10 protein-coding genes and 1 pseudogene are annotated in these 13644 nt (G+C 37.9%); 8 read left to right on the forward strand and 3 right to left on the reverse strand.

Features of this window, described 5'->3' with window-relative positions; all coding sequences use genetic code 11:
• Nucleotides 1-20 precede the first annotated feature (20 nt).
• On the forward strand, nt 21-953 hold the full coding sequence (locus AC1UFB_RS09240) for a DHH family phosphoesterase (protein ID WP_061784952.1): 933 nt from the start codon (nt 21-23) through the stop codon (nt 951-953).
• A 38-nt stretch (nt 954-991) separates the two neighbouring features.
• Here AC1UFB_RS09240 and ytrI read toward each other — a convergent pair whose 3' ends face one another.
• Together ytrI and ytrH are read right to left on the reverse strand one after the other, a co-directional pair.
• Nucleotides 992-1510: a sporulation membrane protein YtrI gene (ytrI, locus tag AC1UFB_RS09245; RefSeq protein WP_061784953.1), complete on the reverse strand. Its 519-nt coding sequence runs from the start codon at nt 1508-1510 to the stop codon at nt 992-994.
• Nucleotides 1507-1842, reverse strand: a complete 336-nt coding sequence (ytrH, locus tag AC1UFB_RS09250; protein ID WP_025907274.1) for a sporulation membrane protein YtrH — start codon at nt 1840-1842, stop codon at nt 1507-1509. Before ytrH ends, ytrI begins: the two co-directional genes overlap by 4 nt.
• Nucleotides 1843-1984: 142 nt before the next feature.
• On the opposite strand from ytrH, the gene dnaE reads away from it, so the two are divergent.
• The 7 genes and pseudogenes from dnaE to AC1UFB_RS09285 all read left to right on the forward strand — a co-directional run bounded on the left by dnaE (nt 1985) and on the right by AC1UFB_RS09285 (nt 12279).
• The gene (dnaE, locus tag AC1UFB_RS09255) at nt 1985-5335 is read left to right on the forward strand and encodes a DNA polymerase III subunit alpha (protein WP_482589038.1); all 3351 of its coding nucleotides are present in this window, start codon (nt 1985-1987) and stop codon (nt 5333-5335) included.
• A 175-nt stretch (nt 5336-5510) separates the two neighbouring features.
• Nucleotides 5511-6739 (forward strand): annotated as a pseudogene (ystJ, locus tag AC1UFB_RS09260) (NADP-dependent malic enzyme).
• A gap of 63 nt (nt 6740-6802) precedes the next feature.
• Nucleotides 6803-7417: a FadR/GntR family transcriptional regulator gene (locus AC1UFB_RS09265; protein WP_174521177.1), complete on the forward strand. Its 615-nt coding sequence runs from the start codon at nt 6803-6805 to the stop codon at nt 7415-7417.
• A gap of 252 nt (nt 7418-7669) precedes the next feature.
• Nucleotides 7670-8557 carry an acetyl-CoA carboxylase, carboxyltransferase subunit beta gene (accD, locus tag AC1UFB_RS09270; RefSeq protein ID WP_100346726.1) on the forward strand — a complete coding sequence of 296 codons (888 nt, stop codon included), beginning with the start codon at nt 7670-7672 and terminating at the stop codon, nt 8555-8557.
• Entirely contained in the window at nt 8551-9528 is a 978-nt protein-coding gene (gene accA, locus AC1UFB_RS09275) for an acetyl-CoA carboxylase carboxyl transferase subunit alpha (RefSeq protein WP_025907263.1), read from the forward strand. The genes accD and accA overlap by 7 nt, the downstream gene beginning before the upstream one ends.
• Nucleotides 9529-10057: 529 nt before the next feature.
• On the forward strand, nt 10058-11818 hold the full coding sequence (gene pyk / locus AC1UFB_RS09280; RefSeq protein WP_025907261.1) for a pyruvate kinase: 1761 nt from the start codon (nt 10058-10060) through the stop codon (nt 11816-11818).
• Between the two features lie 71 nt (nt 11819-11889).
• Nucleotides 11890-12279 carry an FxsA family protein gene (locus tag AC1UFB_RS09285; RefSeq protein ID WP_061784958.1) on the forward strand — a complete coding sequence of 130 codons (390 nt, stop codon included), beginning with the start codon at nt 11890-11892 and terminating at the stop codon, nt 12277-12279.
• Between the two features lie 73 nt (nt 12280-12352).
• Here the strand turns inward: AC1UFB_RS09285 and ytvI are convergent, their stop codons facing one another.
• A complete protein-coding gene (gene ytvI, locus AC1UFB_RS09290; RefSeq protein ID WP_482589041.1) occupies nt 12353-13462 on the reverse strand; it encodes a sporulation integral membrane protein YtvI in 1110 nt (369 codons plus the stop codon).
• Nucleotides 13463-13644: the final 182 nt, after the last annotated feature.

A 13644-nucleotide genomic window follows, 5' to 3' on the forward strand; every position in this document is an offset into this window, starting at 1 on the left:
ACCGATAGGAGTGCTGCTAGATGAAAACACAAATTTTAGATGCAATTAAAGGTTTCGATACAATTATTATTCACCGTCATGTAAGGCCAGATCCTGACGCGTATGGTTCTCAATGTGGGTTAGCGGAGCTGTTAAAAACATCTTTTCCTGAAAAGAAGATTTACGTAACAGGAAAAGAAGCAGAATCTCTTAAGTTTTTATATCGAATGGATGATGTTGCTGATGAAGTGTATGAAGATGCACTTGTTATTGTATGTGATACAGCCAATCAGGAACGAGTCTGTGATCAGCGATATGCAAAAGGGAAAATGCTAATTAAAATTGATCATCATCCGAATGAAGACCAGTACGGAGATTTACTATGGGTGGATACAGAAGCGTGTTCAACAAGCGAAATGATCTATGAATTTTTCCTTCATGGTAAAGAAGACGGGCTTACATTAAATGACCGCGGTGCTGAGTTAATTTTTAGCGGAATTGTGGGAGATACAGGTCGCTTTTTATTTCCAAGCACAAAGCCTAAGACGTTCCGCTACGCAAGCGACTTAATTCAATATGATTTTGAATTTAAGGATGTTTATGATGAGATGTATAAAACGAAAGCAAATGTGGCGCATTTACATGGGTATGTGCTTCAAAATTTCTCTCTATCAGACTCAGGGGTTGGGTATATGAAAATACCAAAAGAAATTCTTGAGAAATACAGCGTAACGCCAGCAGATGCATCGCAGTTAGTTAGTTCATTAGGGCATATTGAAGGCATGAAGGTATGGGTATTCTTTGTGGAAGAAGAAGATCAAATTCGAGTAAGATTAAGATCAAAAGGTCCGGTTATCAACACGATTGCCCGTAAGTATAAAGGAGGAGGTCATCCACTTGCAGCTGGTGCTTCCATTTATTCTTGGGATGAGGTTGAGCCACTGCTTCAAGATTTAGAAGCGCTATTTCAGTAAATGTTAAAACAGGCGTACATTCTCCTAGTACGCCTGTTTTACATGACTTTCTCTACTTTCTTTATCCGAATTTCAATTGATAAAGTGGTGTAGAAATAAATTTGGTGCACTTCGACTTCGTAAATCATTTTATCGAATTCATATTTTTTATTTTCAATCGCTTTTTTTAATACATTTCGTGCGTCATACGCACTCTCAATGTCTTGAGCAATTAAATGTAGTGCTTCTTCTTCAACGCTAGCTTGAAGGTGGTAAGAAGTGAGGGAACCTAATTTATATTGCTTCGTATTTGTTAAGTTTACTTTCACCTCTTGAATCAAAATGTTTTTTTTCATCTTTTTATTTAATTCTCGTACATCCTCTTGCCAAATTAAACTGTTTTTTTCTGCTCTTTCTAGCTTCTGTTCCAGCTGCACTAATGACTTTGTTTGTTCATGCTGTAGTTCACCATAAATAATTAAAAAAACGCCCCAGCTAATAATGGCACCGATAACTAATCCAGCGAAAAAGCGTTCTAAGTCTGACCGCTTATATAGACGTTTGTTTGGGACCCTCATAAACCTAAGCTCTCTTGTGTCAACCATTTAATAATTAGTGCCCCTGTTTGAGCCCCACCCATTGCTGAGAGTATTAGCAAGATTTGTTTTACGACATCTTTAGTAGCACCTTCAAACAAGCCACGTTCAAAACTATAGAATGTATCAAACGTGCCTCCAATAGCTCCTACAATCGCCCAAATTTTTAAGCTGTTACTTAATGTATACATGATGTGAAATGGAGATTTACCAATTAAAAACCCTGCAAACGAACCAATTAAAGCACCGCCAAGAATAATACCTAATGAAGTGAAGTAGCTCCAAATAAACAATGACATAAAGGGCTCTTTCATCTTCTCCCTCCTTTTGCACATTTTCTATCATTTCTGCTGTAATTCATATATATGGACAAACAAAACAAGTTATGTAATTTGTATGGAAGAACAACAAAATTTATAATGGACATAAATACATAAAAAGAAGGTGGGAAGACTCGTGCCTTTTGTTCATCTACAACTAAAAAGTGCATATAGCATTTTAAATAGCACGATTCGAATTAAGCAGCTGGTCGAACGTGCAAAAGCATTGGATTATAAAGCTGTTGCTCTGACGGATGAAAATGTGATGTACGGAGCTATCCCTTTTTATAAAGAGTGCAAAAAAGCTGGTATTAAGCCAATCATCGGTTTGACTTTATATGTGCTAAAGCAAGAAGATGAAGCGCTTTCTTATCCGCTTGTTTTACTCGCTCAGAATGAGAAGGGATATGAAAATTTAGTAAAGTTGAGCAGTCTTGTTCAAACAAAAGAAAAGAACGGCGTGAAAAAAAAGTGGTTACCGCATTATAAAGAAGGCGTAATCGCTTTTACGCCTGGGCTATCTGGAGAAATTGAATCGCTTATTTTGGATAATAAGCTGGATGAAGCAAAACAAACTATTGCATTTTTTAAACATGTATATGGAGAAGAAAATTTTTATTTGTCTCTTCAGCGACACGGAGATCACGAGCAAGTTTTGAATGAGGAACTTTGTAAATTAGCAGAAGAATTGAATGTGAAGTTACTGGCTTCCAATGACGTAAAATACCTGGTTCAAGAAGATTATGAAGCCTATGAATGCCTAAAGGCTATAGGTGAAGGTGATATGCTTCAAGATATGATAGAGGAAGATAGGAACAGCAAAGAATATTATTTTAAATCACAGTCTCAAATGGAAAGCCTCTATACAGACGTTCTTTCCACTTTATACGAAACAAATCGTATAGCTGACCGGTGCAACCTTGAGCTCTCACTCGGTAAAATGATGATTCCATCCTATCCAATCCCCAACAGTCAGGATACGGCGGATAGCTATTTACAAAAACTGTGCGAAGAAGGCTTGAAAAAGCGTTTAAGTACAGTCACTCCTGAATATGCAGCACGATTAGACTATGAACTTAGTGTCATTCAACAGATGAAGTTTAGCAACTACTTTCTAATTGTATGGGATTTTATGCAGTATGCGCACAAAAATGGAATTATTACAGGGCCGGGGCGTGGTTCAGCAGCAGGTTCTTTAGTTGCTTATGTTTTAGAAATTACCAATGTTGATCCAATTAAGCATGACTTGTTGTTCGAACGATTCCTAAACCCTGAACGCATTTCAATGCCTGATATTGATATTGATTTTCCAGATAATAAACGTGACCAAGTCATTCAATATGTAGCTGGAAAATACGGTCAGATTCATGTTGCTCAAATTATTACTTTCGGCACTCTAGCGACTAAGGCGGCCATTCGCGATGTGGGGAAAGTTATAGGAATGGATAAGGAAGATCTTTCTGTTGTTTCTAAATTACTACCATCTAAACCTGGGGTCACGTTACAACAAGCAGTTGCACAGTCTAAGCCTTTACGTGAGTATATTCAAGCTATGCCTATTAGACAAAAACTTTTGCAATTAGCAATGCAAGTAGAAGGGCTTCCAAGACATACGTCAACTCACGCTGCAGGCGTTGTTATTAGTGGCGAACCGCTTACATCGTATACGCCTATTCAAGAGGGTCAGCATAATGTGTACCTCACTCAGTACCCAATGGAAGCACTGCAGGATATCGGCTTACTTAAAATGGATTTTCTAGGTCTCCGTAATTTAACGTTAATTGATTATATTCTTGCAAAAGTGGAGCGAGATACAGGAGAAAGGAAAAATCTACCAGATATTCCTATGCAAGATGCTAAGACGTTTCAGCTTTTAGCAAGTGGTGATACAACTGGAATATTTCAGTTAGAATCAGACGGCATGCGCAAAGTATTAAAAGAGTTACAACCAACAGAACTAGAAGATATAGTGGCGGTCAATGCTTTGTATCGTCCTGGACCGATGGAGCATATTCCAACCTATATTAAAAGAAAGCATGGTTTGGAAAAAGTTACGTATGTTCATGATGTGCTAAAACCAATTTTACAAACCACGTATGGAGTCATTGTTTATCAAGAGCAAATTATGCAAATCGCTTCGAAAATGGCCGGATTTTCATTAGGGGAAGCTGACCTTTTAAGGCGAGCGGTCAGTAAAAAAGAGAGTGCGACGCTCCAAAAAGAGCGAAAGCATTTTATCGAAGGTAGTAAACGACAGGGATATGGTGAAGAAGTCTCAGAACAAGTCTACGACTTAATTGTTAAGTTTGCTAACTACGGATTTAACAGGAGCCATGCCGTTGCATATAGCTTTATTACTTACTATTTAGCCTATTTAAAAGCACATTATCCCCTTCAGTTCTTTGCGGTTTTATTAACCAGTGCGATTGGAAATCAATCAAAAAGTGAGCAATACATTCAAGAAATGAGGAAAAGAAAGATTGCTCTTTTGCCTCCATCTATCAATCAAAGTGCGTATGCTTTCAATGTAGAAAAGCAACAGATTCGTTTTAGTTTAGGAGCAATTAAATATGTTGGCGGAACAGTGGTTCAAGAAATTCTCAATGAGAGAAAGAATAAGCCGTTTGAAGACCTATTTGATTTTTGTATGCGCGTATCGACAAAAATTGTTAATAAAAAAATCCTTGAAACGCTGATTAATGCCGGTTGTTTCGATGAGTTTGGTGAAAATCGTGCCACGCTTATTGAAACGATAGACGTAGCTTTCGAACATGCCCAGCTGGTTGATCCACAAGATGATTTTGGCATGGGTTTTTCGCTAAAGCCAAAGTACATAATAGTAGACGAATTCAGCGAGCAAGAAATTTTGGAACGTGAAAAAGAAGCAGTAGGCTTTTATTTATCTAATCATCCGGCTTCTCAATATGAAAGGTTAATGGAAGCTCATTTTACAATCCCTCTTTGCGATATTGCGAAGTGTAAAAATGGAGCACAAGTTTCAATTATTGGACTTATCTCAAATGAGCGCATCATTCGTACCAAACAAGGTGAGCAAATGGCCTTCCTTGCAATTAGTGATGAAACAGACGATGCCGATGCAGTGGTGTTTCCACGAAGCTACGAGAAATACAAGCAGTTGTTAAACGTTGGAGAAGTCGTATTGATTAAAGGTAAAGTCGATATTCGAACCAATAAGCGACAAATTGTTGCACAAGAAATTTATTTAGCGAAGGAAGCTGAAGAAAAGCTGCCGAAACAAGAAGTATATTTACGTGTAAAGCCATCAGCCCAAAGTGATGAAGTCATTCGTGATATTTATAAAAAAATTCATAGCGCTAAAGGAAATGTACCAGTTCTGGTGTACTATGAGTCAGAGAAGCGATTATTACGCTTAACGTCCGACTACTTTATCTCACTAGAGGGGGATGTTATTACACAATTTAAAGCGTTACTTGGAGATGAAAATGTGGCTGTAAAAACGCTATAGTCTTTACAGATTGTAGATGATGTTATATTGTAAAGAAGTTAAAAAAAAGTGGTCTGACCACTGTTACTTAATTTTACATTTACTCAGATGCAATGAAAATGAGCGCTTATTGCTTAACTGCATCGTTTCTAATTAATAGCTATATGTATACTTATATCGAATGAGGAGTGAGCTCATGTCTTTACGTGAAGAAGCACTGCATATGCACCGTATTAATAAAGGGAAGTTAGAATCTAAGTCAAAAATCCCTGTTCGAAATGCTCAGGATTTAAGCCTAGCTTATTCACCGGGGTAGCTGAGCCTTGTAAAGAAATTTACGATGATGTGAATAATGTGTATGAGTATACAATGAAAGGAAATATGGTTGCAGTGGTATCTGATGGAACTGCGGTTTTAGGGTTAGGAAATATCGGTCCAGAAGCAGCTTTACCTGTAATGGAAGGTAAAGCAGTATTATTTAAAAGCTTTGCCGGAGTAGATGCGTTTCCTATCTGTTTAAAGACCACAGATATTGACCAAATCGTAGAGACAGTAAAGCTATTAGAACCAACATTCGGTGGAGTAAACCTAGAGGATATTGCGGCACCAAATTGTTTTGAAATTGAGGAACGCTTAAAGAAAGAAACCAATATTCCTATTTTTCATGATGATCAGCACGGAACTGCAATTGTAACGGTAGCTGGCTTGGTAAATGCATTAAAACTAGCAAATAAAAAAATGTCAGAAGTGAAGGTAGTAGCCAACGGTGCTGGAGCCGCAGGGATTGCCATCATTAAATTATTGCATCGCTATGGCGTGCGCGACATTATTATGTGTGACTCAAAAGGTCCAGTTTATGAAGGTAGATCGTTTGGGATGAATCAGGTAAAAGATGAGGTAGCTGCTTATACCAATCGTCAAAAAGTAACTGGGACCTTAGAAGATGCGCTTTCTGGAGCGGATGTTTTTATTGGTGTATCTGTCGAAGGGGCTCTGACAAAAGAGATGATTCAAAAGATGAATGAGGATCCAATTGTTTTTGCAATGGCTAATCCAATGCCTGAAATTATGCCCGACGAAGCAAAGAGTGCGGGTGTAAGGGTAATTGGGACAGGGAGATCGGATTTTCCTAACCAAGTGAATAACGTGCTGGCGTTTCCTGGTATATTCCGTGGTGCCCTAGATGTACGGGCTACTCATATCAATGAACAGATGAAAATTGCTGCGGTAGAAGCAATTGCAAGCCTTATTTCATCAGACGATTTACATGAAGATTATGTTATTCCCGCACCATTCGATACTAGAGTTGCACCAGCAGTAGCAGCTGCTGTGGCGAAAGCAGCGATGGAAACAGGTGTTGCGAGGTTACAGGTTGATCCAAATGAAATTGCATTAAAAACGCAGCGTTTGGCTATCATTGAATAAAGTGATACAGCGAAAAATTCTGTTTGGATACTAAGTGGATAAGGTGAGTGAAAAAATAGGTTGATGAATGAACGGTCAAAAGTTTATGTAGAAATCTTAAAGCAAATTCGGCAATTGATGCAGTCTAATCAGCTGCAAACAGGAGATAAAATTCCGTCAGAGCGAGAGTTGGCAGAGCGACTAAATGCGGGTCGCTCTTCTGTGCGTGAAGCGCTTCGAGCATTGGAGTTGCTAGGCCTTATTGAAACACGGCGGGGGGAAGGCACGTTTATTAAAGAAGTAGGCGATCATCAGCTTATCGAGATTTTAGCAACGTTTCTCTTGCATGATAGCAAACCAAAAGAAGACTTAATTGAAACGAAATATATGTTAGAAAGAGCATGCTTAGAATCTATACTACAGAATAATGAAAGCATTGTTGATCAGCTAGATCATCAAACCTTAACAATTAAACAGCTATTTGAGCAGTTATTTCGCCTTCAACATAATCGATTGTTACATCGCATTTGGCTAATTGTTAGTAACTTTTACTATACATTTCAACAGTCAACAATGACGCAAAATCAAGCCCAAATTGCGTTATTAATTCATGCTATTAAACAAGGAAACGAGCATGACGTTTTTGCGATTCATAAAGGATGGTATCATCCTTGTGATGCTTCACAAAATGTCGAATAGCACGTTGCATGTTTCTACACAAAATGTACAACTTTTCTTGTAAAGTAAATATCAATTAGTACACAAAATGAAGGAATTATGAGTGGATTCATATTTCATGGTCTCATGGTCTGTTTGCACCGATTGTGTAACCTATTTTGAAATAATAGGTGATAGACGCTCTATTGGTTTCAGACTGATGCTTATTGCATGATAAGCAAAGGATACGAAGACAGGTTCTTTTAGATAAAAGGATCAAAAGGAGGTTACACTTTGTTAAGAGATTTATTTACTAAAAATACAAAAAATGCAAAGAATACAAAGAAGAAAAAGTATGCTTCAGTTCCATCAGAACACCTAAAACAAGATGTACCGGAAGGAATTATGACGAAGTGTAAAAAATGTAAAAAAATTCTGTACACCAAAGAGCTTAATAAAAATCTAAAAGTTTGCTTAAACTGCGGACATCATCACCAAATGACTGCTAAAGAAAGAATTAGTAGCTTAATTGATGAAGGTACGTTTATTGAATATGATCGTACAATGCGCTCTCAAAACCCTTTAGAATTTCCCGATTATGTTGAAAAGTTGGAGAAAGACCGTGAAAAAACGGGCCTTAGTGAAGCTATTGTAACGGGTGAAGGAGACATTGATGGTTTAAAAGTAGTCGTTGCCGTTATGGATTCACATTTTAGAATGGGAAGCATGGGCTCTGTTGTAGGTGAAAAAATTACAAGAGCTATCGAAAAAGCAAAGGATTTAGGCGTACCGTTTCTTATTTTTACAGCATCAGGTGGAGCTAGGATGCAAGAAGGTATCTTAAGTTTAATGCAAATGGCTAAGACAAGCTCAGCGTTAAAAATGTATAGTGATAAAGGTGGACTCATTATTTCCATCATGACGCACCCTACAACGGGAGGCGTATCCGCTAGTTTTGCTTCGTTAGGAGATTATAATCTAGCAGAGCCGGGTGCTTTAATTGGTTTTGCAGGTCGAAGAATTATTGAGCAAACTATTCGAGAAGAGCTACCGGAGGATTTCCAAACTGCAGAATTTTTATTAAAGCACGGTCAATTAGATGCGGTTGTGGCGCGTCACAATTTAAAAGAAACGCTCACGAATATTTTAGACATTCATGTAGGAGGTGACGTACAGTGGTAAGTGAATTAGAATTCGAACGTCCAATCGTGGAATTGCGTAATAAAATTGCAGAGTTAAAGGAATTTGCAACAAACACCGATGTTGATTTATCAACAGAGATTGAAAAGCTAGAAAAGCGCTTGGAAAAAGTAGAAAAAGATATTTATAACCACTTAAGCCCATGGAATCGTGTGCAGATTGCGCGTCATCCTGAACGACCAACTACGCTTGATTATATTTCAAGGTTGTTTACTAATTTTTTAGAGTGTCATGGTGACCGTTATTACGGTGATGATGAAGCCATCGTAGGAGGAATTGCTAAGTTCCAAGGTGTACCTGTCACGGTTATTGGTCATCAGCGTGGTAAAGATACGAAAGAGAATATTCGTCGCAATTTTGGAATGCCACATCCTGAGGGATATCGTAAAGCATTACGTTTAATGAAGCAGGCTGAAAAGTTTAACAGACCAATTATTTGCTTTATTGATACAAAAGGCGCTTACCCAGGAAAAGCAGCGGAAGAAAGAGGACAAAGTGAAGCCATCGCAAAAAACCTTTTTGAAATGGCTGGCTTAACTGTACCTATCGTTTGTATTGTTATTGGAGAAGGAGGAAGTGGAGGAGCATTAGGACTTGGTGTAGGGAACCATCTTCATATGCTTGAAAACTCCACGTACTCTGTTATCTCTCCAGAAGGTGCTGCTGCCTTACTGTGGAAAGATGCAACGCTTGCTAAGCAAGCAGCAGAAACAATGAAAATTACGGCACCAGATTTAAAAGAACTAGGCATTGTGGATGAGGTTGTGGAAGAAGTCAAAGGTGGAGCTCATCGTAATATTGATGAACAAGCAGCTTATATGGAAGTAGCGATTCGTAGCTCTTTACAAGAATTAACAAAATTAACAAAAGAGCAATTAGTTGAAGAACGCTATGAAAAATACAAAAAAATCGGACAGTTTTCAGCTGAAACCGATGCCATCGGTGTGAAATAAACAACGAAGCATCCTCTACTTAGATAGGGGGTGCATTTTCTCGTTTCTACAATAGCGCTTCTCTATTGTGTTTCATAGTTCTTCATGGTATTTTATAGACAGCAAAACCCTATAGGATTCTTAAGAAGAAGCCTGCATTTTCCGCTAATGGATTTAAAATACATTGTTGTAGGAAAAGCAACCCGCTTCTTTTATTGTAATGTCTAAAACCAATTTTTATAGGCATGCTTGTCAGATAGACGGGAATAGTAAAATCATTAGATAAACCAAGTGAATTGTAGTAAAAAAACAACTAGTTAAGGGTAAAATTATGCTATGAGTGTACAATACATCATGTGTTGTGATAGTCTATTTACTGCTTACATAATAGTTCTTTCTTTGGTTTAAAGAGAACATATCATCGCCTGACTAAGCTACATATTGCTGTTAACATGTAAAGTAAAAGGTGATTAGTCCAGTAACTTTGAGTGCTAGGTTTGTACAATTACTTGAGAAGTTTGGTTATACCACTATATAGGAGGAAGATAGAATGCGTAAAACAAAAATTGTAGGTACTATTGGTCCAGCAAGTGAAAGTGTAGAAAAGTTAGTTGAACTATTTAACTCTGGTTTAAATGTTTGTCGTTTAAACTTTTCACACGGTGATTTTGAAGAGCATGGTGCACGTATTGTTAACATTCGTGAAGCTGCTAAAAAAACAGGGAAAACAATCGGAATTTTACTTGATACAAAAGGTCCGGAAATTCGTACAAATACAATGGAGAACGGTGCAATTGATTTAGAAGAAGGTTCTGAAATCATCGTTTCTATGCAAGAAGTAGTAGGAACAACTGAAAAGTTCTCAATTACATACCCTGGTCTAGTAGAAGATGTACACCCAGGTTCTAAAATCCTGTTAGACGATGGCTTAATTGGACTGGAAGTATTAGAAGTTAATAAAGCTGCTGGTGAAATCAAAACAAAAGTACTAAACCCAGGTACTTTGAAAAATAAAAAAGGTGTTAACGTACCAAACGTAAGTGTAAACTTACCAGGTATTACAGAAAAAGATGCAAACGACATCGTGTTTGGAATCGAGCAGGGTATTGATTTCATCGCTGCATCTTTCGTTCGCCGTGCGTCTGACGTATTAGAAATTCGTGAACTATTAGAAAAGAATAATGCTCCACACATTCAAATCATTTCAAAAATTGAAAACCAAGAAGGTGTCGATAATATCGATGAAATTCTTGAAGTGTCTGATGGCTTAATGGTTGCTCGTGGTGACTTAGGAGTAGAAATTCCTGCTGAAGAAGTACCGTTAGTACAAAAAGATTTAATTAGAAAATGTAACGAGCTTGGTAAACCTGTTATCACAGCAACACAAATGCTGGATTCTATGCAACGTAACCCACGCCCAACTCGCGCAGAGGCAAGTGACGTAGCGAACGCAATCTTTGATGGTACAGATGCAATTATGTTATCCGGTGAGACTGCTGCTGGTTCTTATCCAATCGAAGCTGTTCAAACAATGCATTCGATTGCATCACGTGCAGAACAAGCTCTAAACTATCGTGAAATCTTACAACAACGCAGCAAGCGAGTAGGTACATCTATTACAGATTCAATCGGTCAATCTGTAGGACATACGGCACTTAACTTAAATGCAAGTGCAATTGTTGCTCCAACTGAAAGCGGATATACGGCAAAAATCGTTTCAAAATACCGTCCACAATCTCCAATCGTAGCGGTAGCAGCAAATGATTCAGTAGCTCGTCGTTTAGCGTTAGTATGGGGAGTAACACCAGTTGTAGGTGAGCGTTGCACAAATATTGATGACATGTTAGAGCATGCTGTAAACGACGCAGTAAAAACGGGCATTGTATCTCAAGGAGATCTAGTTATTATTACAGCAGGTGTACCTGTTGGAGAATCTGGTGCTACAAACCTAATGAAAGTACAAGTTGTAGGTGATGTATTAGCAAAGGGTCAAGGCATCGGTCGTAAATCAGCGGTTGGGCAAGTAGTTATTGCGAAAAGCGCAGCTGAAGCAAACGAAAAAATGACAGAAGGCGCAATTTTAGTTACAAATAGCACAGACCGCGACATGATTAGTGCAGTTGAAAAAGCAAGTGCATTAATTACAGAAGAAGGTGGCTTAACAAGCCATGCAGCTGTTGTAGGGCTAAACTTAAGCATTCCTGTCATTGTAGGCGTAGAAGGCGCAACAGTTACGTTTAAAGATGGACAAGACATTACAGTAGATTCGGCTCGTGGCGTTGTATACAATGGTCATGCAAGCATTCTGTAAGGTATAATTAAGAAAAGGAGAAGGTCTTTACCTTCTCTTTTTCTATAGTCAGATATTAAGGAGAGTTGACGGTGAAATTTCTCGTTCCAATTTTAATTATTATCCCTGCTATTGAAATCACATTATTGCTTACAGTAAGTTCGAAAATTGGTATTTTACCAACATTTTTCTTGATTTTAGCAACGGGAATATTAGGAGCTTATTTAGCAAAGAAGCAAGGTATGAAGACCTTACACAAAGCACGACAGCAAATGAATTCTGGCCAAGTTCCCGGTGAAGCAATTGTAGATGGGCTCTGTATCTTAATCGGCGGTCTTTTACTATTGACACCGGGCTTCTTTACCGATACAACGGGTTTTTTACTACTTATTCCTGCAACAAGAAAGTTTATCAAACCAACTGTTATGAAGTTATTCCAGCGACTGTTTCAAAATCGCGGAAGGTTTACGATTATTCGCTAAGAATGAAAATCAGGGTATCGACTAAAAAAAGAGTGTGCTATCAATGAGAAAAACTCTCTCATGAAGCACACTTTTATTTTGCAATAATAAAATTTTTAATATCTGTAAATACACCAGCTGAGTGTAGCGTACGAATGATAACCAATAAAATGGGCCCAACAATTAATCCGAGAAAACCAATTAATTTAAAGCCGACAAACAAAGCAATCAAAGTAGCTAAAGGATCTAATCCAATACTCGATGATAGGATTTTAGGTTCCATAATTTGGCGCTGTACGATAACCACTAAGTATAAAACAGATAAACCAACGGCAAAGGAGATATTTCCAGTTGTAAACGTATAAATAATCCAAGGCACGAAGATGAGTCCGGTTCCTAAATAAGGTAATAAGTCTACAAAGCCGATAAGTAAAGCGATAGTAATTGAATAATCAACTCGTAAAATGAGTAGACCAGTAAGAACAATAATCGTTGTGATGGAAATAAGCGTAAGTTGAGCTTGAATAAATCCAAAAAGTGCTTTTTTTAGCTCTCCGATTACAGCTTCACTACTCTGTTTCACCTTTGGTGGTAAAAAGCTTTTGCTAAATGCAAGGAAACGATTCCAGTCCTTGCTGATAAAGAAGGTAGCAAGTAAGGAAAAAATAACAACAGTTGCGATGTTAGGGAGCCATCCGAGAAAAGTTGGGATCGCTTGTAAAAGTCGCTGTAAAAAGTCTCCGACAGTTGTTGTAATACTACTGCCAACGTTTTGAATATTTGTTAAAATAGTTTCCTGTTGGTTATGGTTTAAGCTGTTAAACATTGAAGCAATTTGGTTATAAAGAGGAATCAGTTTGCTGGCAATAAAGTTTTCGATGTATACGATGACGGCTCCAAAATTAGTTGGAACGACTTTTGCTAGATAGGTTGTACCGGCTATTATTTCAGTCACTAATAGCGTAATCGAGCCTGCTAGAATGGAAAAAATAAGCATGATGGAAATAAGAACAGCAATGTAGCGTTTACACTTTAACGTACGCTCAAAAAAGTTTACGATTGGATTCATGAAGAGTGCAATAATAAAGGCAATGATGAATGGATAAAGCAGCGTTGAAAGGTAATAAATGACTATAAGTGTGGCGCTTAAACCAGTCAATAAGATGACGATTCGTAAAAAACGAACCCAATAGATTTTAGGCAAGCAGTTAACAACCTCCCTCTATAAATGTTGATTTATCAACGGTTTGAGCCGTTGGTGGGGTGTCAAAAAAATATTTTTCGACACGCTTCCTAACAATATTTTTATATTATGAAAAACTATTCCATTATATGGGTACGCTACGCGGTCACTACTGGTTAATAGTGGTAAGTAGTGTCAGAGAA

Source organism: Priestia sp. KCTC 13724, assembly GCF_056820425.1.

Bases quoted from the DNA above. Each gene is read 5' to 3' on its own strand.
- AC1UFB_RS09240 (WP_061784952.1), top strand. From the start codon at position 21: ATGAAAACACAAATTTTAGATGCAATTAAAGGTTTCGATACAATTATT.
- ytrI (WP_061784953.1), bottom strand. From the start codon at position 1,510: ATGAGGGTCCCAAACAAACGTCTATATAAGCGGTCAGACTTAGAACGC.
- ytrH (WP_025907274.1), bottom strand. From the start codon at position 1,842: ATGAAAGAGCCCTTTATGTCATTGTTTATTTGGAGCTACTTCACTTCA.
- AC1UFB_RS09265 (WP_174521177.1), top strand. From the start codon at position 6,803: ATGAATGAACGGTCAAAAGTTTATGTAGAAATCTTAAAGCAAATTCGG.
- pyk (WP_025907261.1), top strand. From the start codon at position 10,058: ATGCGTAAAACAAAAATTGTAGGTACTATTGGTCCAGCAAGTGAAAGT.